The sequence below is a fragment of the Embleya sp. NPDC050493 genome, assembly GCF_044458105.1.
Taxonomy (GTDB): domain Bacteria; phylum Actinomycetota; class Actinomycetes; order Streptomycetales; family Streptomycetaceae; genus Embleya.
The window spans coordinates 162653-186172 of record NZ_JBITHP010000006.1 but is presented as its reverse complement, the minus strand read 5'-3'; the positions used below and the strand labels follow the sequence as shown (position 1 = coordinate 186172).

Genomic DNA, 23520 nt, shown 5'->3' with positions numbered 1-23520 from the left:
ATCGGCCGCGCTACCGGTTCTTCCCGACCCTGACGAACTCGGCGAACTCGGCGACGATCGCCTTGTCGAAGGCCGGCAGGTCGTCCGGCTTGCGGCTGGTGATCAGCGTGTTGGTGCCCGCCGTACACACCACCACCGCCTCGTCGACCCAGGTCGCGCCCGCGTTCTCCAGGTCGGTGCGCAGGCTCGGCCACGAGGTGACTTGCCGTCCGCGCACCAGGTCGGCCTCCACCAGGATCCACAACGCGTGGCAGATCGCCGCGACCGGCTTGCCCTCGGCGAAGAACCGCCGGACGAACTCCACGGCCTTCGGCTGCGTGCGCAGGAAGTCCGGGTTGGCCAAACCGCCGGGCAGGACGAGCGCGTCGAAGTCGCCCGAGCCCACCGCGTCGATCCCGGCGTCCACGTGGAACGCGTCGGCCCGGTCCAAGTGGTCGAAGCCCCGCACCTCGCCGGCCTTGGTGGAGATCAGTTTCGGCAGGCCACCGGCCCGTTCCACGGCCTGCCACGGCTCCGTCAGCTCCACCTGCTCGAAGCCCTCGGGGGCGACGAGGAAGGCCACGCTCAGACCCTGAAGCTCGGACGCCATGCGGCACATCCCTCCGTGCGGTGCGGCGGCAACGGTTGCCTCGGGACCGCCTGCCCTACCGGCCGCACGACAAACGCGGCACGGACACGACACCGGACCGGCACGGGCACGACACCGGACGGAAAACCGAACCGGTCCGGTCCGCGGGCCCGACCACATCCGCAGCCCGATCACACCCGGGCCGATCCGATCCGACCTGGCCCATCCGACCCGACGCCCGGCCCACCCCGCGTTCGAGCGCGCTCCGAACCCGCAGCCCGACCGGCTACAGGTCCTCGAGCACCTCGGCCGCCGTCGCCCGCAGCCCCCGAGCAGCCCGGGTCGCGGTGTTGTACGCCTCGTCGCCGCGTCCGTCGGTGAACGCGTTGGCCGCCTGGATCAGGCCCTGGGCGCCCTTGAGCACGTCGACCGCCGCCGCGAGCAGCGCCTCGCCGCGGGCGTCCCGGCCGGCCTCGCCCGCCAGGTGGGCGAGCTGCTGGGTGAGCACGGTCAGCCGCATGTCCACGCCCCGGGCGCCGGACAGCGGGGCAGGCCGCGGATCGCGCACGCTCGGCACGCCCTGGCGCGGGCTCGGCACGCCCTCCGGCGTCCCGCACAGCGGGCACACCTCGCCGAGCGCGAGCAGACCGCGCTCGGGGTGTCTGGGGCACGGCGCCGAGCGCGGACGCGCGTCCGCCGCGTCCCGGGCCCGACCGCGCCGCCGCCGGTTCTCACAGAACAGGCACTTGTCCCGGGCGTCCTCGTCGACCGGGCCGTACGGGTGCTCGTTGCACAGCGTGGTCGGCGCGGGCGCGGCCAACTGGCCGAGGAGTCGGCGCGTGTTCGCCAGTTGTTCGGCGATCGCGTCGTATGCCTCGGGTGGGCTGGTGTTGCCCAGGAGGTCGACCATCTCCATCAGGTTCTTGGTCGAGCGGACGAGTGCCTTCGTATCAGGTGCCACGCCTATGGACTGTAAATGATCGGCGGGACATCACCGCACGATCAGGACTTCGAGGGTGCGCGGCCCGTGCACCCCCTCGACCCGGTTCAGCTCGATGTCGCTGGTCGCGGACGGACCGGAGATCCAGGTCAGCGGCCGGCCGGGGGCCAGCCGCTCCAGCGCTTGCGGCACGGACGCAACCACGTCCCGGGCCCGGACCACGCACAGGTGCCAGTCCGGCACCAGGGTCAATGCCCGGCGACCCTGTCCCGGTCCCGCGTCGAGCACGATCGTGCCGGTTTCGGCGATGGCCACGGCGGAGCCGGTGAGCACGCCGTCCGCGGCATCCAGGTCGGCGGTCGTGAGATGTGGGAGAGGGCGCTCAGGCCTGTTATTAATAGGATCATCAGACAAATCAACGATCGATCCATACGTCCAGCCGTCCGGTACACACACCCCCGCCGCGAGCCCCGCCGTCCATGCCGCCGGCAGCCCGGCCGGTGTCACCACCCGTCGCGCCCCGCGCCGTTCAACCGCCTCGGCGACCGCGTCCGCGAGCCCGCTCTCGGCGACCTCGTGGACGACCGCCCGGTAGTCGCGCAGATGTTCGGCGAACAGTTCGAGCACGCCCTCGACCACGTGCGCCCGCGCGTAGTCGCGCGGGACCGGGAACACCTCGTCCCGCGGCACGTCCACCAGCGCCCGCCGCACCCGGTTCAGGATCACGTCGCGCGAACTCATCGCCCGTCCCCCTCGATCTCGTCGGCGCTGCCGCCGTCCCGGACCCGGGCGGCCTCGATCTCGATGCCGTTCGCCTCGATCCCGTTCGCCTCGATCCCGTTCGCCTCGATCCCGTTCGCCTCGATGCCGTCCGTGATCCCGTCTGCCCCGATCCCCTCCGGCTGGCCGACCTCCGACCGGCCGACCGAGGCCGCCGGCGCCGGACCCGCCCGGTGTACGCCCGCCTGCGACGCGTCCGCGGGTCCGCTCCGCTCCCGCACCCACCAGTCCCGGAACGATTCCGCCGGCACCGCCGGGATCGACCGGCTGTCCGTCCAGGCCGCGCCCGGGCCGGGTGCCCGCTCGGGGATCAGCTTGCGCGAGCGGGCCGCGACCCGCTGTACCCGGCGCAGTCGCCCCGGGTCGTCGAGCACCCACTCGGCCGCCCGCATCGCCGCCTTCTCGGCCCGATGACCGCCACCCTCGACCACCTTTTCGCGCAGATGCACCAGCACCTCGGGGATGTCGATCGCGACCGGGCACACCTCGTAGCACGCGCCGCACAGCGAGGACGCGTACGGCAGCGACGCGGTCTGCGCGTCCACCTTCCCGGTCGCGATGCCGCCCAATTGCGGCACCAGGATCGCGCCGATCGGCCCGGGATACACCGACCCGTACGCGTGGCCGCCGGTGCGCTCGTACACCGGACACACGTTCAGGCAGGCCGAGCAGCGAATGCAGCGCAGCGCCTGCCGGCCGGTTCGATCCGCCAGCACGTCGGTCCGGCCGTTGTCGAGCAGCACCAGGTGGAAGTCCTGTGGGCCGTCGCCGGGCGTGACCCCCGTCCACATCGAGGTGTAGGGGTTCATCCGCTCGCCGGTCGAACTCCTGGGCAGCAGTTGCAGGAACACCTCCAGGTCGGCCCAGGTCGGCACCACCTTCTCGATCCCGACCACCGAGATCAGCGTGTCCGGGAGGGTCAGACACATCCGCCCGTTGCCCTCCGATTCGACCACCACGAGCGTGCCGGTCTCGGCGACCACGAAGTTGGCTCCGGAGACCGCGACCTTCGCGGACAGGAAGCGCTCGCGCAGGTGCCGGCGCGCGGCCTCGGCCAGCGCGGCCGGGTCGTCGGTCAGGCCTGCCGGTGCCGGCACGCCCCATTCGCCCATCTCGCGGACGAAGATCTCCCGGATCTCGGCCCGATTGCGATGGATCGCGGGGACCAGGATGTGCGACGGCAGGTCCTCGCCCAACTGCACGATCAACTCGGCCAGATCGGTCTCGTAGGCCCGGATGCCCTCGGCGGCGAGCGCCTCGTTGAGCCCGATCTCCTGGGTGACCATCGACTTGACCTTGACCACCTCGGTCTCGCCGGTGGCCCGGACCAGGTCGGCGACGATCCGGTTCGCCTCGGCCGCGTCGGCGGCCCAGTGCACGGTGCCGCCGGCGGCGGTGACCGCGGCCTCGACCGCGAGCAGGTGTTCGTCGAGGCGGCGCAGCGTGCGGTCCTTGATCGCCGCGCCGGCCGCGCGCAGTTCGGCCCAGTCGGCGAGTTCGTCGACCACCAGGGCCCGCTTGTCCCGGATGGTGTGGGTGGCCTTGCGCAGGTTGTGCCGCAGTTGGGCGTCGCCGACCGCGGCCCGGGCCGCCTGCGGGAACGGGGGCATGCCGACGAAGGTGGCGCCCGTCGGCGGGACGGCCTTGCTCATGCCGGCTCCTTCTCGGTGGAGGCGAGGATCTCCGCGAGGTGCAGGACGCGCATCCCGGTGCGTTGACGGTCCATCAGGCCGCCGATGTGCATCAGGCACGAGTTGTCCGCCGCGCACAGCACCTCGGCTCCGGTGCCGGCCGCGTGCCGGACCTTGTCGGCGCCCATCGCGGTGGACACGTCCGGGTTCTTGACCGCGAAGGTGCCGCCGAAGCCGCAGCACTCCTCCTCGCCGGGCAGGTCGAGCAGTTCCAGGCCGCGCACCTCGCGCAGCAGCGCGCTCGGCCGGTCGCCGAGCTTCATCAGGCGGCGCGAGTGGCAGGTGGGGTGATAGGCGACCCGGTGCGGGAAGTAGGCGCCGACGTCGGTGACGCCGAGCACGTCGACGATGAACTCGGTGAGGTCGTACACCTTCGGGACCACCGCCGCGACGTCGGCGGCGAGGGTGGGGTCCTGGGCTCGGGCGGCGGCACGCGGGTGGTTGTCCCGGATCATCGCGCCGCACGACCCGGACGGGGTGACCACCGCGTCGTAGCCGGCGAAGGTGTCCGCGAACCGGCGGACCATCGGCTCGATCCGCGGGCCGTAGCCGGTGTTCCAGTGCATCTGTCCGCAGCAGGTCTGGGCGAGTGGGAAGTCGACCTCGCAGCCCAGTCGCTCCAGGAGGCGGACGACGGCCTGCCCCGTGCGGGGGTAGAGGGTGTCGTTCACGCAGGTGATGAACAGCCCGACGCGCATGCGGGCGGCCTCCTCGTGGTGGGTGGGTGCGGATCGGGAGCCCGGGGCCCGGCTTTGGGGCTTCGGTCCTGGGCTCGAAGTCGGGAAACGTGTGGTCGGACCACAGTGTGGTGTGCACACGGTAAGGGCATGTCATGCTGTGCCACAAGACGCGGGCCCCGGCCCGCACCCGGAATCGCTCCCGAGGAGCCCCTGTGAACGACGGCCCGGACTGGCGCCCGGTCAAGCGCGTGCGCGCGTTCGAGGAAGTCGTCGCGCAGATCGAGGAGCAGATCTCGACCGGCCGGCTGCGCGCGGGCGACAAGCTCCCGGGCGAGCGGGCGCTGGCCGCCGCACTCGGGGTCGGCCGCCCGTCGGTCCGCGAGGCGATGCGCGTCCTGGAGGCCATGGGCGTCCTGGTCGCCAACACCGGCAGCGGCCCCGAGGCGGGCGCGATCCTGGCCGGATCGGCGGGCCCGGCGCTGACCGGCGTGCTGGGCCTGCACCTGGGCCTGGCCAACTTCGCGGTGGACGACGTCGTGGAGGCCCGGCTGTTGATCGAGTCCTGGGCCGTCGAGGCCGCCGCACGGCACGCGAGCGAGGCCGACCTCGACCGGCTGCGCGCGATCGTGGCCGCGATGGACGCGCCGGATGTGTCGGCGGAACGGTTCAACGAGCAGGACACCGAATTCCACACCGCGATCGCGGAGTTGTCCGGCAATGCGCTGGTCGCCACGTTCATGCGCGCACTGCGCGACACGGTACGTCGGCACCAGCAGCGCGCGGTGGCCGAACTGGGCCCGGACACCGGCGCGTTGCGTGCGGATCACCGGGCGATCCTGGCCGCGATCGAGGCCCACGACCCGCATGCGGCCGCCGCGGCGCTGGCCGCCCACCTGCGCCGCGCGTATCCCCGGGTGGCGCGGATTCGCGCGGACCGGTCGGAGCACCGGGATTCGGACTGACGGGGCGTCATGTGCCTTGTGGGGTAAGGCGATCCGTTTTGGGAGTGGGTGGGGCGGGCGGGAAACGCCCGTCCTGTGGTCCGGTCCCGGGGAAAGCTTGGAACGGTCTGGTAACCCACCGCGTTCGCCCGGCATACTGCGCGGCAACGTACAGCGCAGGAGGTCGCGAGGATGCTCGGGCACGACCGGATCGACGCGGAGACGTACCATCGGGACATCGTCCCGGGATTGCTCATCGGGGAGCCCGGCAAACGGGCCGAGGCGGGACTGCGCGGGCTCGATCCGCTCGGCATGCGGATCGGCGAGGGCGCGTGGACGTACCGCGCGCACGGCGCACGGCTGCGGATCGTGGAGGGGATCGACCCGGACGCCACATGTGTGGTGCGGTTGTCCCCCGACGCGTGGACCGACCTGGTCACCCTGCTGCGCACCGCGGCGGCGCTCGCCATCGCGGGCGACGTGCACACCGAACGCGGGAGTGTGCACGAGCTGTTCCGCTGGGAGCCGGTGCTGCGCGCGCTCTATCAGGGCATCGAGATCTACCTTCCGCACGGCAGGGAGGTCTTCGATCGGCACGGTCGACCCGTGGACCCCGCTGCCGAACTGACGCTCGATCACTCGGATCGCGAACTCGCCGACCACTTCGAGGCGACCGGGGTGATGCGGGTGCGCGGGGTGTTCTCTCCCGCCGAGATCGCCGTGTTCGAGGCCGAGGTGGATCGGCTCGCCGCCGAGGCCCGACCGGACGACGACCGGTCCTGGTGGGCGGAGCGTGAGAGCGGCGAACAGGTGTTGTGCCGGATCGTCTACGCGAGCGAGCGCTCGGCGCCGATCGGCGCGCTGGCCCAGGATCCGCGTCTGGTCCGGCTGGCCACGCTGGTGCACGAGGACCTCGCGGCGTCCACGGACCGGATGGAGGGGATCTCGGTCCTGCTCAAGCCGCCCGGTCGGCTCAAGGGTCTGGCCAACATCCCGTGGCACACCGACTGCGGTCTCGGCGGCCATCACATCATGTGCCCGTCGGTGGCCATCGGCATCCAACTGACCGGCTCCTCCGCCGAGAACGGCTACCTGGAGGCGATCCCGGGCTCACAGGGCCGCACCTGTCCGCAACCGAGCGCCGCCGAACTCGCCGAGTTGCCGCACCTGACGGTGCCCACCGATCCGGGCGACGTGACGGTGCACATGACCGACGTGCTGCACGCCTCCCCCGCACCGATGGGGGTGGGCGGACGACGCACGATGTACGTCACCTTCCATCCGCCGACCCTGTTCGAGCACGTCGGTCCGGGCGAGGCGGTCAACGACCTGATCCGCAGTCGCAGTGCGGGCGAATTGGAGGCCGGGCTGGGGCGTTGAGCCCCGCGGTCGGTCGTGGCGCGGCCGCGGCCGGATCCGCGGCCGGGTTCGGCTCAGCGGTGCGGTGCGGCGGGGACGGCTGCGCATTCCACACTGAGGATGCGGTCCAAATGGGTGATCCGCAGCACCCGCGCGGGCTGCGGGCGGACGCCGCACACCACGACGTCGCCGTCGCGGTCGCGCAAACGGCGGTAGCCGTAGACCAGGCTGCCCAGGCCGGACGAGTCGATGAAGGGCACGCCCGACAGGTCGATCCGCAGACTGCGCGCGCCCTCGTCGACGAGCCGGTCCACCGCCTGCCGGAACACCGGCGCGGCCGTCATGTCCATGTCGCCCCGCACGGACACCGTGCCGCCGAGGTCGGCTTCCATCGTGGTGTGCACGATGCACGGCCTGGCCGAGAACGATGTGTGATCGACGTCGTCCGGTGGGAGATCGTCAAGGCTCATGGGGAGCACTCCACCTGATCAAGTGTCGGTTCGGTCGCGTACCGCGCGACCGCTCGGTACGGTTCGCACGTCTCGGGAGGAATCTCCGCATCCCTCCCGGAAACGACAGGACCGCATCGGCACCCTACTCGCCGCATCGGCCCCTCGTGGACCGTCTTCCCCTATAGGTGTGATTCCGGCGAAACCCACACCCGCACGACGTTTCCGGTCGTACGGTGAAGGTTGCGCGAGCGCCGGCGCGAGCCGGCTCGAAGCGCACGGACGCAAGGGATTCCCCAGCCATGACCGGACAACGCCCCTCCGGGGACGAGCGCGGCGGCGACACGCGGGAGCCGGCCGCCGAGCGGCGGACCAACGGCTTCAAGCCGCCACGCGTCCCGGACGAGCCCGCGCCGCCCTCGTGGTCGCTCGGCGACGTGCTCGATCAGAGCGACACCGGCGTGATCGTCTTCACGCCCGAGGGCACCGTGTGCTACCTCAACGCCGCGGCGGGGCGACTGTTGCCGGATTGCGCCGTGGGCACGGCCCTTCCGTTGTTGCCCGCGACCGGCACCACGTGGCAGGGCGAGATCTTCGACCGGCGCGTGCGCGGTCGGCGGGCGGTGCTGGCCGACGGTCACTACGTCTGGTACGTACTGGACACCACCGCCGAACGGCGGCGCGAGGACGCGCTGTTGGCCGAGCGCCGGCGCAAGGTCTTCCTCGCCGAGGCGGGCCGCATGTTGTCCGCGACCACCCATCCGCGCCGGCTCACCGATCTGGTGACCACGCTGCCGGCCCGCGAACTGGCCGACTGGGTCGCGCTGTCCGTGCCGAGCATGGAGGACGGCCGGCTGCGCACCACGTACGCACCCGCCACCGGCAGCCCGATCGCCCGGGTGACCAGTGGTCTGGGTGCCGCGTGGACCGCCCCGGCGGGGGTCGGCCGGGTGCTCCGCACCCGGCGGCAGGAGCTGCACCCGCTGATGGACCGGGCGTTGCTCGCCCGACTGGTACCGGACGAGGCGGTCGCCGATCTGGTCGCGGTGGACGCCCGCTGCGCGCTGGTGGTCCCGGTGCACACCGACGACGACGCGCCCTCCGTACTGACGTTCGTGCGCTCGGCGACCTCGGACCCGTTCACCGAGGAGGAGATCACGCTCGCCCTCGACTACGCCGAACGGGTGGGTGTCGCGCTGCGCACGTCGCGGTTGTACGTCGAACAGGACCGGCGCACCATGCTGTTGGCCCAGGCGCTCGTACCCGGCCCACTGCCGGAGGTGCCCGGTGCCCGGATCGCCGCCCGCTATCGACCCGTCGCGCTGACCGACGGCCTGGGCGGCGACTTCTACGCCGTGCACCCGACCCCGGTCGACGGCACCTGGGCGTTCTCGATCGGCGACGTGTGCGGACGCGGCACGCCGGTGGGCATGTTCAGCTCGCGGTCGCTGCTGATCCTGCGCACCGCGGCGAGCGCCGGCTGCGCGCCCGCGCACCGCATGGCGCTCCTGGACGCCGAGTTGACCCTCGGCGACCCCTCCCTCGTGCTCACCGCGATCACCGGCGACTGCTCGGTGCACCCGGACGGCTCGGCGCTGATCCGGCTGACCTGCGCCGGGCATCCGCCGCCGCTGTGGATGGATCCGGCGGGTCGGGTGCGGGCGATGGCGTTCACCGATCCGCTCGTGGCGGGCATCCCGGGCACCGTGTTCGGCGAGCGGGAGTTACCGCTGGCACCGGGCTCGACGCTGCTGCTGTACAGCGACGGGGTCACCGAGGCGCGCGACGCGGACGGCGAGGCGTACGGCGTGCAGACGCTGCGGCACGACCTGGCGTCCTGCGCGGGCATGCCGGTGGACGCGCTCGTGGAACGCCTGGAACAGCGGCTGATGGTGCACCTGGGCGACGCCCCGGTCGTGGACGACGTGGTCCTGCTGGCCGTTCACATCCCCTACCGGGACGACGACGAGGCGCTGCCGAATCCGGCGGAGCTCGGCTGCCCGGTTCCCGACGAACATCCGGACGGCGCATGACGCACGTGATCTCCGACGAACTCGACCTGTTCCTCGCGCACATCGGACGGGCGGACGAGGTCGAGGCACTGACCCTGGTCCGCAACCTGCTCGGCAGCGGGGTCCCCGGCGAACGGGTGTTGACCGACCTGGTGATCCCGGCGCTGCGCACGGTGGGCGAGCGCTGGGCGAACGGCGACTGGAGCGTGGCGCGCGAACACGGCGCCTCGCACATCACCGGTCGGGTGGTGCACCTGATCGCGGACGCGACGCCGCGGCCACGCTCCGCGGCCCGGGTCGTGGTGTGTTGCGCGCAGGGCGACTGGCACGGGCTGGCGTCCACGATCCTGGCCGCGCTGTTGCGGGTGCGCGGCATCGAGGCGATGGTCCTGCCGCCGGGCACCGGCGCGGGCGAACTGGCCCGCGTACTGCCCGATGCGGGAGCGGATTCGGTGGCGATCGGCTGTATGGTCTCCACCGCGCTGCCGGGCGCGCGGGCGATGGTCGAGGTGGCCCGGCGGGTCGGCGTACCGGTCCTGGTCGGCGGCCCCGGCTTCGGTCCGGACGGCCGGTGGGCGGGCCTGGTCGGCGCGAACGGCTGGGCACAGGACGCCCGGCAGGCCGCCGACATGCTGGCGAGCCCGGACTGGCCCACGATCACCACCCCGGCCCCGCGGCTGCGCCACCTCCCGGACGCCGCCCACGACAGTGTCGGCCTGCTGCGCACCCCGCTGGTCGCGGCGGGCATGGCGGCCCTGGTCCCGATCGAGGGTCAACGCTCGGACAGCACGATGCGGGACGGCCTGGTGAGCGCCGTCGACGCGCTCGCGGTCTCGCTCTTCCTCGACGACCACGTGCTCTTCGTCGACTTCACCCGCTGGTTCGCCGACGTCCTGGAGCACCGCGACGTCAAGCGGGAGGCTCTCGCCGCGGCCTACCGCGCCTTCGCCGCGCAGCTGGCCCACATGCCGCGAGCGGGCAGCACCCTGACGGCGGCGGGGGCGGTGTTGTAGGAGCGAGGGCGGGGGCCCGGCCGGCGGCACGGCCCCGGCGGGTCAGCCCGCGGCGCTCAGGTCCTCGTCCGTGGGGGTGTCCTCGCACAGGGCCTCGTCCAGGTCCGGGTGGACGTCGAAGAGGCGGCGCAGGCCGAGGGCGGTGAAGACGCGGTTGACGTGGTGGTCGTTGTTGCTGGGCATGACCAGTCGCAGGGTGCCGCCGGTGGAGCGGAGCAGGCGACGCGCGGCGACCAGGGTGCCGATGCCGGTGGAGTCGAGGAATTCCACCCCGGTGAGTTCGAGGACGATCCGGTGGTCGCCGTCGGCGACCGCGCGTCTGACGTGCTCGCGCAGTTCGGGGACGACCGCGTAGTCGACCTCCCCGAGCACGTGCAGCACGGTCCAGCCCTGGAGATCGTCCTTGATCACCTGAAGAGTCACGCGCCGGCATTCCCCTCGCCCATGGTGTCCTGAGCCGCGACACAGGATGCCCGCAACGATCGGCGACCCGTCCCCCATCGGATGCGCCGACGGATCCGGGGAGGGCCTGGACACGTGGCTCGGGAGCCGGGTGGTCGGCCCGGCCTGTGACCTACCGTAGTGGGCCCCGGGAGCCGGGGCAGTGACGATCCGGTCACGTACGGGTCTCGGTTGCAGCGTACACGGATCGCCGGAAGCCGCTCCGGAGCGGCGTCTTCCACTTTGCCGACCCACTCGATGACGCAACGTCACATCGCTCGACGCGCCGGAAAAGTGTGCGACCGGATCGGGAAAGCGCTGCTCAGCGGGTCGTCCACGGCACGTCCGCGACCACCGTGCACGAACCCGGCGCGATCTCGGTGAAACCCGCGTCGCGCACGACCGGCCGACCGCTCGTCGTCAACGCCGGCCACGCGGCCGGTTCGGCGACCCGGACCGCGAGATCGAAGTCACGCTCCGCCCATTCCTTGCGCCCGGCCGGGCCCATGCCCAGCCACGCGAGGTGACTGCCGTGCCCCACCTGCGCCATGGCCTTGCCGGCGGTCATCTCCAGCGTCGGGTTCAACCACAACACCGGCTGCCCGGGCGCGGCGGCGGGCGGCGCCACCGGTTCGTCCAGGTCGGTGCCCGAGACCTGCAGTTTGGCCAGATCCTTGGGCCATCCGTCGAGCGGGATCGGCGGGTACACCCGAACCTCCGCCGTACGGTGGGCCACCGTGATGCCCGGCAGCGTGTTCGCCCGCCGCCACTCGCCGCCGCGGGCGCGCCGGACCACCTTGCGGATGCGGTGGCCCTGCCAGGCCTCGACCACGTCGTGCCATTCGCCGTCGGGGTCGGTGGACCTGGGGTCGGCCAACAGGACCAGGACCGCGCGTGCGGCGGCCTCCAGGGCGTCTGTTCGGGCCGGCGGGTCGTCCTTCTCGATGTGCGCCACGAGGGGAAGGACGTATTCGATGGTGCTCACGGGTCGATCATGCCTTGCTCGTGGCCGCGTGGCCCCGTTGGGAGTCCTCGGTCTCGTGCCGCGGTCGCCGTTGCGGTTCGGTAAGGAATTTTTTACCCGCCCACCCACCCGTTGCCTTGCGTGCGGAGGTTGGGGAGGGCCTCGGGGTTGGCTGTCGGCGCCCCGAGGCCCTCGGCGGCTTCTAGGCTTCCATGGCCCTTGTGGTCAGGAAGCGGGCGATGGTGCCGATGGCTTCCTGGGATTCGGGCATGGTCGGGTCGATCGCGGGCCAGGCGTGCGGCACGTCGGGGACCAGATGGGCCTGGACCGCGACACCCGCCGTGGCGGCCCGGGCGGCGAACGCGGTGCTGTCGCCGAGCAGGGCCTCGTGGCAGGAGGCCAGGAGCAGGACCGGCGGCAGGCCGGACAGGTCGGCGAACAGCGGGGATGCCAACGGATCGCCCGGATCGTGCAGTTGCAGGTAGATCTCGGCGGCCTCGCGCAGCGACTTCTTCGAGATCAGTTGGTCGGTGTCCGCGTTCGAGTCGTACGTGGGCTTGGTCACGGTCAGGTCCAGCCACGGCGACAGCAGCACCATGCCGGACGGCACCGGCACCCGGGCGCCCCGGGCCGCGATGGCCAGCGCCGCCGCCAGCCCGCCGCCCGCCGAGTCGCCGCCCACGAACGGAGCCGGATGCGTGTCGCCGCCCGTGTCCACGATCGTGTCGTACACGTTCGCCACGTCGTGCAGCGCGGCCGGATACGGCGCCTCCGGCGCGAGGCGGTATTCGACCAGTACCACCCGGGCCCGCGCGGCCAGCGCGAGCCGCGAACCGATGCCCAACCAGCCCGTGGCATCGCCCATCCGGTAGCCGCCGCCATGGAAGTAGAGCAGCGTCAGCGCCGGGTCCGGCACCTCCAGGAACGTGCACGGCACGCCGCCCACCAACTCCTGACGCACCGTCACGCCGGCTTCCGGCTCCTGCCGATACGCCGCGGTGCCACGCCGCCGCGCGTCCAGTTCGTCCGACGCCGGCCGCCCTTCGCGTACCGGCGGCAGATTCCAACCATCCAGGCTCATCCGTGCCCCTCCCCAACCGAAACCCGAGTGTCCACACACCCGATGCCCACCCGACGGCTGCCCCGATACCGGATCCCGCACGCCCGGCAACGGACCGACTGTCCGGGTCCGTACCCGACGGTGCCGTGCGGCCGACAGCCTCGGGGAAACCCGAGTACGGATCAAGTGATTGGCCGGGTTGTGACATGGGGCCGGCGCAATTGGCCGCCGGGTGCACCGTTCGGTTCGTACCATGTGGCGCGCGGGGTCCTTCGAACCGCTCCCGGACCGGCGCCGGGGAATCGGTTGTCGCGAAGACGACAGCAGGAGGGGGGTCCGTCACATGGTGGTCCGGGTGCGTGTTCTCGGCCATGTCTGCGTGGACGGCCCCGCGGGGCGCGCCGCGGAGGATCTCCTGGGCGGCCCGCAGGCCCAACTCGTCTTCGCCGCGCTGGCGCTGGGGCGCCGGCATCCGGTGCCGCGCGAGGAACTGGCCGCCCTGCTGTGGCCCGAGCAGGCGCCCAAGTCCTGGGAGGGCGCGCTGCGCGGCGTGCTCAGCCGGGTGCGCGGCTTCCTGGGCCAGGCCGGATACGACGCCTCGTCGGTGCTGCGCCACCGGGCCGGCTGCTACGTGTTGTCCCTGCCCGAGGGCACCGAGGTCGACGTGGAGGCGGCCGAGAGCGCGCTGATCGAGGCCGAGGCACTCGCGGTGCACGGCGCCTTCGCCCAGGCCCGTTCCCGGGCCCACGACGCGCACGAGATCCTCGCCCTGCCGTTTCTGCCCGGTCAGGACGGCGACTGGGTCAACGAGCGGCGCACCCGCTGGCGCTCGGCCCGGCTGCGCGCGCTCGCCGTGTCGGTGACCACCGAATTGCACCTGGGTCGGGCCGACGCGGCGGTGACCCGCGCGGGCCAACTCGTCGATCTGGATCCGTTCCGGGAGAGCAGCCACCGCCTGCTGATGACCGCACACGCGGCCGGCGGCGACCGGGCGGCGGCGCTGCGCGCGTACGAGCGATGTCGGCGCCTGTTGGCGACCGAGTTGGGTGTGGGACCGTCCCCGGAGACCGAGTCGGCCTTCCTGCGCCTGCTCGGCGACGCCACGCCGCAACCGCTGCCGGTGCCCGCACCCGCCGCGCGGTTCGCCTCGCCCACACCCGGTGGGGACGCCCCGCCCGCCCCGGCGCCCACCCGCTCGGCGCACGACGTGTTCCCGCACGGCGCCCCGGGGCCGATCGTGGGTCGCTCCGCCGAACTGCGCCTGCTGGAGGAATCCACCGGGGCCGACGTCGGTTCGCGCGTGGTGCTGGTCAGCGGCGACGCCGGCATCGGCAAGTCCTTCCTGCTGAGCGAATTCGCCACCCGCGCCGGCCGCGACGCACTGGTGCTGACCGGCCGCAGCGACGAGGGCGTGGCGGCGCCGTTCCAGCCCTTCGTGACGATGCTGCGCGCGCATCTCGCCGACGTCGCGGCCGACGAGTTGCGCGAGCGGGTCGGCGACCTGGGCGGGGAGTTGCACCGGCTGCTGCCCGAACTGCCCCTGGCGCCGGCCGGCCTGACCCAGCCTCAGGGCCCACCCGACTCGAACACCGAGCGCTATCGGCTGTTCGAGGCGGTGGCCGGGGTGTTCCGGCACGCGGCCGGCCGGGGCGACCTGGTCCTGCTGCTCGACGACGTGCACTGGTCCTCGACCTCGACCATGCTGATGCTGCGCCATGTGGCCCGGGCCCTGGTCGGCACCCGCGCGGTGCTGGTGCTCGCCTACCGCGACACCGGGCTCGGCCCGGTCCATCCGATGACCAGGCTGATCGCCGACCTCTACCGCGACCTGCATCCGCTGCACGTGCCGCTCGGCGGCCTGGACGTGGCGGCCCTGGTCGAACTCGCGCACGTGCTGGCCGGCCCGCTGCCGCCGCGCGCGGAGGGCGTCCGGGCGCACGTCCTGCGCGAACTCAGCGACGGCAACCCGCTGCTGGCGACCGAACTGCTGCGCCAGTGGGCGGACGTCAGCGACTGGTCGGCGCTGGGCAAGAGCGTGCCCGCGGACGTCCCGCGCCGGGTACGCAACGTGCTCCGCCAGCGGCTTCTGGGCCTGCCGCAGTCCACCCTGGAGGCGCTCACGGTGGCCGCCGTGGTCGGCCCGGCGTTCGACATCGACCTGGTCGCCGCGGTGCATCCGGGCGGCTTCGACACCGTCGTGGACGCCCTCGACGACGCCGAGCGCGCACACGTGGTGCGGGCCGAGGAGACCGATCGCCCGGGCCGCTTCACCTTCGTCCACGCCCTGGTCCGCTCCACGCTCTACCAGGAGTTGCCCACCGCCCGCCGGCTGCAACTGCACCGCAAGGTCGGCCTGGCCCTGGAGGCACGCGGCGACCGGGACGCGCACCTGCCCGAACTGGCCCACCACTTCCGGCTGGCCTGCCGGTTCGGCGAGGCCCGGCGCGCCCTGGACTACGCCTGGCGGGCGGGCGACGAGGCGCGCGACGGCGGCGCGTTCGAGGTGGCCGCCGAACACTACCGGCAGGCCCTGGAAGTGCTGCCGATGGTGAGCGATCCGGCCCCGGAGACCCGCTGCGACCTGCTGCTCTCGCGCGGCGCCGCGCTGGACCGGTGCGGCGATCGGCGCTGCCGGGAGGTGCTGCGCCGGGCCGCCGAGGAGGCCCGGGCGTTGTCCGACCCGCGCCGGCTGGGCCGGGTCGCGCTCGCCATGGTGCGCCTGGGGCAGGTCTACCAGGTGGGCGTGGACCTGGAGTTGGTCGCGCTGCTGCGCGAGGCGCTGGCGGCGCTGCCGATCGCGTCCGGCCTGCCGGCCGACGTCGCCCTGCGTTCGCTGCTGCTGGCCGCGCTCGCGGTGGCGCTCACCTTCGGGCACGACCGCGAGGCACGGCTGACCATGCTCTACGAAGCGCTGGACACCGCCCGCGAATCGGGCTCGCACGATGCCCTGGCACAGGGCCTGGAGGCGCACCACCTGGCCGCGTCCGGCCCGGATCTGGTCGACGAACGGTTGCGGATGAGCGGCGAGTTGACCGTGCTCTCCGGGCTGACCGGTGATCAGGAATCGTTGTTCCGCAGCCACTTGAACCAGGCCTACGACCTGGTGGTGCGCGGCGCGATCCCGGCCGCCGAGCGCGAGTACGCGCAGGCGCAGCGGGTGGCCCGGCGGCTGCGGCATCCCTGGTTCACCTGGGAGGTGTTGATCTACCGCTGCGGGCTGGAACTGCTGCGCGGGCGGACCGCACGGGCGGCCGACGTCCTGGCCGACGCGCTGCGGTTGGCCCGCCGATCGGGGCTGCCGCGCGAGGCGGTGCGCTCGTTCAACCTCGCGCAGATCCTGGCGGTGCGCTGGGAGCAGGGCCGGTTGGGCATGATGGCGCGCCGGGCCGCGGTGGCCGCGGACTGGTCGCGGGACGTGTCCTGGTGGCGGATCCAGGCGTGCTGGGCGGCGTCCGCGTCGACGGATCCCAAGGCGGCGCGCGAGGAGTTCCACACGTTGTGCGTGCCGGGCTTCGCGGGCATCCCGATGGACCTGTTGTGGACCGGTTCGCTGATGCGGCTCGGCGAGGTCGCGATCGAACTGGGCGATGTGGAACGCGGTCTGCTCGTGAGCGAGGCGCTGACCCCGTACGCTGAGCACCTGGACTGGACCGGCTCCTCGCTCGGCCCGGTGCGCCGGGTGCTCGGCGGGTTGGCCGCGCTCGTCGGCGACGGGGCCGCGGCACGCGCGCAGTTCGAGGCCGCGTACGCCCGGTGCGTCGAGCTGGGGTTGCCCGGACACGCCGAGCGCACGCTCGGGGACGCTGTGCGTCTGCTCGGCGAACCGCTGGACACCGGCGTCTCCTCGCTCCGCTGACTGGCTGTCACCTTGTGCTTTCGCGCTGCTCTGACGCTGTTCTGACGCTGTTTGCCTACCGTTGGTGACGACCCGGTCGGTGTATCGGGTGCGGAACGGGGAGGACGGGGCAATGGGGATTGCGGGCGCCGGATCGGCGGTGGCACACGACGCCGAACGTGGCACGTTCAGTGTGTTGGGTTGGCCGGTGGTGTGCTTCGAATCGTTCCATCGGGTGGAGTTGCCGCGCCGCCTGGAGGGCGGACTGGGCGAACGGGTCGCCTGGGACGTGGCCGGGAAGGCCCCGATCGCGCTGTGCATGCCCAACGGTCGGGCGTACAGCTATGTCGAGGACCGCGGCGAGGTGCGGATCGTGTCCGGGGTGAGCGCGGACGCCGAACTGGTGGTCGAGCTCGAATCCGGTGCGTGGCAGGACTACCTCTACGAACTGCGCACCAGCCGGGGGCTGGTCGAGTCGCACGCGGTGCGGTTCGTGCGCGGCGGGTTCGACGACTGGGACGTATGGGAGCCGGCGATCCGCTGCATGTACTCCGGCACGCCGATCTACCACCCCGAGGCACTGGATCTGCGCGACCTCGCGGATCGGCCGATCGACCTGCACCGGGACTTCACCACCCACGACGACCCCGACGAGATGGCGCATTTCCTGCGGGCCACCGGCTACCTGGTGGTGCGTCAGGTCTTCGACGCGGACCGGGTCGAGGAGTTGGCGGGCGAGGTGGACCGGATCCGGGGTCTGTGCCGCGAGGGCGACCGGGGATCGTTGTGGGCGGACGGGCCCGGCGGGCTGCGCGCGCCCTACCGGTTGACCTATCTGGGCATGCGCTCGCCGCGGATCGCCGCGCTGGCCGACGACCCGACCGTACGCATGTTGTGCGGCCTGGCCGGGCAGGACGTGGTCGCGGTGACCGACCGCGACTCCGGACAGATCGCCGTGCTCAAGGAGTTCGGCACCACGCCCGAACCGCTGTCCGTCCCGGACCTGCCCTGGCACAAGGACTGTGCGCTCGGTGGTTGTCCGATCACGTGTCCGCGCGTGCACGTGGGCATCCGGCTGGACGCGGTGAGCCAGGACAGCTCCCAGCTCTACGCGCTGGCCGGCTCGTGGGGCACGGTCGCACACGAGCGGTATACGCCGGCCCAGTGGGCGGAGTTGCCGGTGGTCGGGATCACCACCGAACCCGGCGATGTGACCGTACACATGGGCTGCGGCCTGCACGCGGGACCCGCGGCGACCGGGCCGGCCCGCCGCCGCACGCTGTACGTGCAGTTCGATAATCCGCGCATCTTCGACGTGACGAACCCGTACGAGACGTACGAGCAGGTGATCCCGGGCTACGGGAACGGCGATCTGCTCACCATGTCGCGGATGTGAGCAGGACACGAAGCGGCGGGTGGGCGAGCCCGGATGCGGCGCGGGGCGGCCTCAGCGGGGGTTGCGTTTGGTGACCTTGCCCTGGGCGTCGGCTTCGAGGGATGCCTTGCCGGCGGCGTCCGTGACGGTGACCCGGATGGTGAGCGTGCCGGTCGCGGCGTCGGGGTCGACGGTGATCCGCCACGAGGTGGGGTCGGTGATGCCCAGTTTGGTCTGTGCCTCGCGGACCAGGGCGGGGAGGCGTTCGTAGGGCAGGGCGTTCAGGTCGATCACCGCACCGGGTTGCGGCGGGGTGCCCCGGATGCCGCGGACCGCCATCACGTGTTCGTCGATGCTGAATTCACTGGCGATGCCGGTGTGCATCCCGGTGATCAGGGAACCGGCGGCGCGTCGCATCTCGCCGTTGTCGAGCATCGATCCCGAGGTCGCCGTCCCGGTGACCGTCGAGGTCGAGGTGGTGAACGAGGACGAGTGGCTCTCGGTGGTCGTCGTCGAGGACGAGGAGGACGTCGTGGTGGGGCGGTCGTCCTGCTCGAACAGGTCCGCGCGGAAGAACAGGACCACGGCCGCGGCGCCGAGCAGCAGACCCGCGGTGGCGAGCAGGCAGAACGCCCCTCCCTCCTTCGGACCCGCCACGAGTGCGGACTCCGGGGCCGAATCCACCGATTCGGTCGCCGCTCGACGGGCCCACTCGCCGGGCGGCGAGGTGAGGATCTTGACGTCCCACGGCTCGTCGCGGCGGTACTCGACCACGATCACGCCGCGCGGCCGGTAGTCGGGGATGTCCACCAGGTTGATGTCCTGGCTGGTCTCGACCCGGTACGCGGCCCGCTCGTCCGGCGCGACGGTCAGTACGAACTCGACCGGCACGTTGGCGGATTCGCCGCCGATGGCCCGCCGGCTCTCGATCACGGCCAGTGCGGGCAGGACCGGGCCGCGCGGGTTGCGCGCGCGATGGATGCGTCCCGCGACGCCCACGACGACGACGTCGAGTACGAAGAGCCCGACGCCGATCGCGACCACGAGCGGGCGTTCGAGAATGCCCCCGACCACGAAGCCGGCCAGCGCGATGCCGATCACGCCCCCGCCGAGAAATCCACCCACGGCGGCCTTGAACCGCGCGCCGGCGGAACTCTTGCGGGTTTCGATGATCGCCATGGCGGCGATTGTGCCGGGCGCGGATGGACGGCGAAAGGCGCCCGGGCGAAATGCGGATCCCGACTCCGGGGACGTGGGGAGATCCCCCGAATCATCGCCGCACACCACCCCACGACAGGCGATCCACCGCCCCGAAACCACGGCCCCGCCGGCACCACCGAACCCGCGCAGGCCGCGCGACCCCGCACCGCCGCTCCACGCCGCGCGGCCGACCCGGCATCCGCCCACCCGCGACGCGCGGCCCCTCGGCAGCCGCCCCGCTCGGCCCGACCCGACCCGCCTCAGTGGCGGATCGCGTGGCCGATTTCGGCCTTGTTCACGTCGGTCAGCTTTCGGTTGCTCTTCGCGGTGCCCTTGGCCTGCTTGCCGGCCTCGACGTTGTCGATGTTCAGCACGATCGCGTCCAGCAGCTTGCCGCCGGCGTCGCGGAACTCGACCGCGACGGTGTAGTCGGCGGTCTCGGCGGTCTTGTTCTCGACGGTGACCTCGGCGGTGGTGCGATCGCCCTCGGTCCGGATCGGGCCGACCGAGGCGTCGGCCGTCGCGTCGAGGCCGCCCTTGATCTCGGCCAGTTTCGAAGCCGCCGCCGCGCTCGCCGAGGACAACGCGTCCTTCGCCTCCGATCCGGCCGACTCCAGCGCGGATGCGATCGAGGTGGGCGCCGAGTCGTCGGCGCCGCCGCCGTTGTCGTCGCCGCACGCCGCCGAGGTCAGGGCCAGCACGGCGGCGATCGACAGCGCGCCGACGGTACGGCCGTACTTGCTCGCCATGGTCGTTGCTCCTCGCCTGGGGCCACGGGGCAAAAGGGGTGCCCGCATACGAAAGGCACGAGTGTCCACGCGGCGGCCGGTTAAACGCCCCGATCGGCCACCGGGTCGTCGATATGGCCGCCGAGCTGGATGCTTACCTCTATGTCAGTACCTGACAAATTAGTAGGTACTTGTGGGAGGGAGTGTGTCGATCAAGCATGGTGCCGGTGGCGGACGCCCCGCCTCCCCCGCCCCACCGACGCTTGGAGAAGCCCCGTGAGCGAGCAGCACCCGACCCCCGTGAGCGTCCTCGGCCTCGGTGCGATGGGCAGGGCGATCGCCGACGCGATCCACCGGGGCGGCCACCCCACCACCGTCTGGAACCGCACCGCGGGCCGCGCCGACTCCCTGGTCGCCAAGGGTCTGGCCCTTGCCCCCACCGCGACCGCCGCGGTCGAGGCGTCGCCCGTGATCGTGGTGTGCCTGCTCGACGACGCGTCGGTACGCGACACGCTGACCCCCCTGGCCGACTCGCTGGCCGGCCGCCTGGTGATCAACGTGACCACGATGACTCCGCAGCAGGCCCGGGAGGCCGCCGCCTGGGCCGCCGAGCAGGGCATCGAGTACCTCGCCGGCGCGATCATGGCCATTCCGCAGATGATCGGTCTGCCGGTCGCCTCGCTGCTCTACAGCGGCTCGACGGCGGCTTTCGACACGCATCGCCCGCTGCTCGAACTGCTCGGCGGCGCGCGCTTCTTCGGCAGCGACGCGGGGCGCGCCGCGCTGTACGACCTGGCGCTGCTCGGGTCGATGTACGCGATGTTCGCCGGCGTCGCGCACGGCGCCGCGATGGTGGCCTCCGAGGGGTTGCCGACGGCCGAGTTCGTGGCCATGGCCGGACCCTGGATCAGCGCGATGACCACGGGCCTGCCCAGGCACGCGGAGTACTTCGACAGCGGCGACTACGCCGCCGAGGTACAGAGCCTGGACTTCAACAAGGCGGCCCTCGACACCATCGCCGAGGCGAGCCGAGAACAGGGTGTCGGCACCGACGTGATCGCCGCCGTACAGACCCTGATCGACCGTCAGGTGGCGGCCGGCCACGGCAAGGACAGCTTCGCCCGGATCTTCGAGAGCATCCGCCACCCGGCCGACGCATCCTGACCCGCAGCCCGCACGGGCCCCGGCCCGAGGGCCCGCCCGGGTCCCTGACCCGAAGCCGCACCCCCCACATCCCGACCCGACCCGCCCACCCCGGCTCGACCCCACCCGGCCCGATCCCCCGCACTCCGAACCACGCGGCGGGATCGGGCTTCACCACGTCCGGGCCGACGCCCGACGCACCACGCCCCTTGAATAGTTCACCAGGTTAAGTTACAACACGTAACGTAAATCCCGAGGAGCGCACCCGGCCCCGAGACTCGCCGTCGGATCGGACCCGCCCACGTCGGCACCCGTGATCCGGCACAAGTAATAGGGAGAACAGCCCATGGCCGATCTGCTGGTACGCGGAGGAACCGTCGTGGACGGAACGGGGGCGGCCCCGTTCCGAGCCGACGTGCGCGTCAAGGACGGCGTGATCGTCGAGGTCGGGCCCGACCTGGCCCCCAGCGGCGGCGAGCGGGTCGTCGAGGCCGCCGGCGCCTACGTCGCACCCGGCTTCATCGAGGCGCACACCCACGTCGACGGTGCCATGTGGTGGAACCCGGACCTGGACCCGCTGCCCGCCTACGGCACCACCACGGTCGTCTTCGGCAACTGCGGCATGTCGGTGGCACCGCTTCAGGAGAGCGCGCGCGGACCCGTGCTCGACCTCTTCTGCTTCCTGGAGGACCTCCCGCTGTCCGCCTTCCAGGACAAGGTGCCGTGGACGTGGGAGCGCTGGCCCGAGTACAGCAGCGCGGTCAAGGGTCAGGCCGTCTCGGTCAACGTGGCCGGCTTCGTCGGGCACCTGACCCTGCGCACCACGGTGATGGGCGCAGAGGCGTCCTGGTCCCGCGCGGCGACGCCCGAGGAGATCGCGGAGATGGCCGCACTGCTCGACGAATCGTTGACTCATGGAGCAATCGGTTTGTCGACCAATGTGTTCGACAAGGATCGCTACCTCAAGCCGGTACCGACCCGACTGGCCGAGGACGCCGAGTTCGAGGCGCTCGCCGACGTGCTCGCCCGGCATCCCGGCGCGACGCTCCAGATGATCACCAGGTTCAACGAGCCGGAGAGCATCGACGCCGATGTGGAGCGATTCGCCCGAATCTGCAAGCCGCGCGGGATCCGCGCCCAGTGGACCGCGATCCCGTCCACCGTGCGGGAGGACTACCTGCGCGAACAGACGATCGCGCTGCATCGACGGCTGCGTGCCGACGGCGTGGACTTCTGGCCCAATGTCCCGCATAAGCCGCTGGAGCCGTTCTTCAACTTCGAGCGCGCGCTCACCTTCCAGCGGGTGGCCGCCTGGAACCACTGGATCAACGGTCCGGCCGAGACCAAGCTCGCCACCCTCGCCGATCCGCAGTGGCGGGAGCAGGCCCGCGAGGACTGGGACAACCGGGTCTCGTCGTCGACATCTCGACTGGATCGCCCCGAGTCGCTGATCCTCGCGATCTCCGAGACCGGCCACGGCCCACTGGACATCTCGCTCAAGGAGTACGCGGACCGGAAGGGACTGCACATCTCCGACGCACTGGCCACCTGGATCGGCAACAACGGCATCCTGTCCTGCCTGCGCGGCATCCCGGACGAGTTCGACGAGCCGGTCGTGGCCGGCCTGTTCAACGAGCCGCACACGCTGACCAACATCAACGACTCCGGCGCGCACCTGCAGCTGTTCTGCGGCTCGGGCGAGAACGTCTACCTGCTCACCCGCTACGTGCGCGACACCGGCCTGATGACGGTCGAGGAGGCCGTGCACAACCTGACCGGCAAGCTCGCCGGCTTCTTCGGCCTGAACGACCGGGGGGTGATCGCCCCGGGCCGGGCGGGCGACCTGGTGGTGTTCGCGCTCGACGAGATCGAGGTGCGACCCGAGGAGAAGCGGTACGACAACCCCGACGGCTCGTGGCGCTTCACCCGCGGCCCGGCCGGCGTCCGGGCCACCATCGTGCGCGGCGTGCCCACGGTGTTGGACACCGAGCCCACCGGGGAGCGGCCGGGCACGATGGTGGGGCTTGTTTCGTTGCAGAACTGACGGAACGTCACATAAGCGCGTTTACCCTTGGGGTACGGCGGTGGGTCGACCGACCTACCGCCGTGTCACATTTTTGTGACGATCCACCATAGGCACCGTCAAGGGACGCGAGTCGAAGGGACGCTACGGCCAACGTGATCGATGCCACGGACCGCGTACGGGGAGCGGGACCTGCGGCCTCTTCACAGCAGGCATGCGCGGAGGGCAACCTTGTGGATACGGGCAACCGGGTCCACGGCCGAAATAGACTCGAACAGCGTCCGAATTACGCGGGTTCGAGCAGGACCGGTTCGCCGT

18 protein-coding genes and 1 pseudogene are annotated in these 23520 nt (G+C 72.1%); 8 read left to right on the top strand and 11 right to left on the bottom strand.

Features of this window, described 5'->3' with window-relative positions; translation table 11 throughout:
- Positions 1 to 10: 10 nt before the first annotated feature.
- The 5 genes and pseudogenes from ACIBM5_RS14985 to ACIBM5_RS14965 form a co-directional block, all read right to left on the bottom strand.
- The gene (locus tag ACIBM5_RS14985; RefSeq protein WP_396007371.1) at positions 11 to 568 is read right to left on the bottom strand and encodes a type 1 glutamine amidotransferase domain-containing protein; all 558 of its coding nucleotides are present in this window, start codon (positions 566 to 568) and stop codon (positions 11 to 13) included.
- A gap of 286 nt (positions 569 to 854) precedes the next feature.
- A complete protein-coding gene (locus ACIBM5_RS14980; protein ID WP_396007232.1) occupies positions 855 to 1529 on the bottom strand; it encodes a hypothetical protein in 675 nt (224 codons plus the stop codon).
- A 30-nt stretch (positions 1530 to 1559) separates the two neighbouring features.
- The gene (locus ACIBM5_RS14975; protein WP_396007231.1) at positions 1560 to 2249 is read right to left on the bottom strand and encodes a lactate utilization protein C; all 690 of its coding nucleotides are present in this window, start codon (positions 2247 to 2249) and stop codon (positions 1560 to 1562) included.
- 227 nt (positions 2250 to 2476) lie between these two features.
- Positions 2477 to 3940, bottom strand: a pseudogene (locus tag ACIBM5_RS14970) (lactate utilization protein B); the annotation flags it as partial.
- Positions 3937 to 4677 carry a (Fe-S)-binding protein gene (locus ACIBM5_RS14965; protein ID WP_396007230.1) on the bottom strand — a complete coding sequence of 247 codons (741 nt, stop codon included), beginning with the start codon at positions 4675 to 4677 and terminating at the stop codon, positions 3937 to 3939. The gene ACIBM5_RS14965 and the pseudogene ACIBM5_RS14970, both read right to left, overlap by 4 nt.
- A 194-nt stretch (positions 4678 to 4871) precedes the next feature.
- Between ACIBM5_RS14965 and ACIBM5_RS14960 the strand changes: the two genes are divergently transcribed.
- Together ACIBM5_RS14960 and ACIBM5_RS14955 are read left to right on the top strand one after the other, a co-directional pair.
- Complete coding sequence (locus ACIBM5_RS14960) at positions 4872 to 5621, top strand: FadR/GntR family transcriptional regulator (protein ID WP_396007229.1); 750 nt, start codon at positions 4872 to 4874, stop codon at positions 5619 to 5621.
- A 171-nt stretch (positions 5622 to 5792) separates the two neighbouring features.
- Entirely contained in the window at positions 5793 to 6980 is a 1188-nt protein-coding gene (locus ACIBM5_RS14955; protein ID WP_391587065.1) for a phytanoyl-CoA dioxygenase family protein, read from the top strand.
- Between the two features lie 53 nt (positions 6981 to 7033).
- Here the strand turns inward: ACIBM5_RS14955 and ACIBM5_RS14950 are convergent, their stop codons facing one another.
- Positions 7034 to 7429, bottom strand: a complete 396-nt coding sequence (locus ACIBM5_RS14950) for an STAS domain-containing protein (protein WP_396007228.1) — start codon at positions 7427 to 7429, stop codon at positions 7034 to 7036.
- A gap of 281 nt (positions 7430 to 7710) precedes the next feature.
- On the opposite strand from ACIBM5_RS14950, the gene ACIBM5_RS14945 reads away from it, so the two are divergent.
- Positions 7711 to 9441, top strand: a complete 1731-nt coding sequence (locus ACIBM5_RS14945; RefSeq protein WP_396007227.1) for a SpoIIE family protein phosphatase — start codon at positions 7711 to 7713, stop codon at positions 9439 to 9441.
- Positions 9438 to 10433 (top strand): B12-binding domain-containing protein, encoded by a 996-nt coding sequence (locus ACIBM5_RS14940; protein ID WP_396007226.1) that lies wholly within the window; start codon positions 9438 to 9440, stop codon positions 10431 to 10433. Before ACIBM5_RS14945 ends, ACIBM5_RS14940 begins: the two co-directional genes overlap by 4 nt.
- A 42-nt stretch (positions 10434 to 10475) precedes the next feature.
- Here ACIBM5_RS14940 and ACIBM5_RS14935 read toward each other — a convergent pair whose 3' ends face one another.
- The 3 genes from ACIBM5_RS14935 to ACIBM5_RS14925 form a co-directional block, all read right to left on the bottom strand.
- Positions 10476 to 10856, bottom strand: a complete 381-nt coding sequence (locus ACIBM5_RS14935) for an STAS domain-containing protein (protein WP_396007225.1) — start codon at positions 10854 to 10856, stop codon at positions 10476 to 10478.
- 340 nt (positions 10857 to 11196) lie between these two features.
- Complete coding sequence (locus ACIBM5_RS14930) at positions 11197 to 11859, bottom strand: peptidyl-tRNA hydrolase (protein ID WP_396007224.1); 663 nt, start codon at positions 11857 to 11859, stop codon at positions 11197 to 11199.
- Between the two features lie 181 nt (positions 11860 to 12040).
- Entirely contained in the window at positions 12041 to 12919 is an 879-nt protein-coding gene (locus tag ACIBM5_RS14925) for an alpha/beta hydrolase fold domain-containing protein (RefSeq protein ID WP_396007223.1), read from the bottom strand.
- Positions 12920 to 13253: 334 nt separating this feature from the next.
- On the opposite strand from ACIBM5_RS14925, the gene ACIBM5_RS14920 reads away from it, so the two are divergent.
- Positions 13254 to 16754: an ATP-binding protein gene (locus ACIBM5_RS14920; RefSeq protein WP_396007222.1), complete on the top strand. Its 3501-nt coding sequence runs from the start codon at positions 13254 to 13256 to the stop codon at positions 16752 to 16754.
- A 112-nt stretch (positions 16755 to 16866) separates the two neighbouring features.
- Positions 16867 to 18129, top strand: a complete 1263-nt coding sequence (locus tag ACIBM5_RS14915) for a phytanoyl-CoA dioxygenase family protein (protein ID WP_396007221.1) — start codon at positions 16867 to 16869, stop codon at positions 18127 to 18129.
- 51 nt (positions 18130 to 18180) lie between these two features.
- Here the strand turns inward: ACIBM5_RS14915 and ACIBM5_RS14910 are convergent, their stop codons facing one another.
- Complete coding sequence (locus ACIBM5_RS14910; protein ID WP_396007220.1) at positions 18181 to 19287, bottom strand: hypothetical protein; 1107 nt, start codon at positions 19285 to 19287, stop codon at positions 18181 to 18183.
- A gap of 281 nt (positions 19288 to 19568) precedes the next feature.
- Positions 19569 to 20057, bottom strand: a complete 489-nt coding sequence (locus ACIBM5_RS14905) for a hypothetical protein (RefSeq protein WP_396007219.1) — start codon at positions 20055 to 20057, stop codon at positions 19569 to 19571.
- A 255-nt stretch (positions 20058 to 20312) separates the two neighbouring features.
- Between ACIBM5_RS14905 and ACIBM5_RS14900 the strand changes: the two genes are divergently transcribed.
- On the top strand, positions 20313 to 21200 hold the full coding sequence (locus ACIBM5_RS14900) for an NAD(P)-dependent oxidoreductase (protein WP_396007218.1): 888 nt from the start codon (positions 20313 to 20315) through the stop codon (positions 21198 to 21200).
- Positions 21201 to 21525: 325 nt separating this feature from the next.
- Positions 21526 to 23223: an amidohydrolase family protein gene (locus tag ACIBM5_RS14895; RefSeq protein WP_396007217.1), complete on the top strand. Its 1698-nt coding sequence runs from the start codon at positions 21526 to 21528 to the stop codon at positions 23221 to 23223.
- The last annotated feature ends 297 nt before the right edge of the window (positions 23224 to 23520 follow it).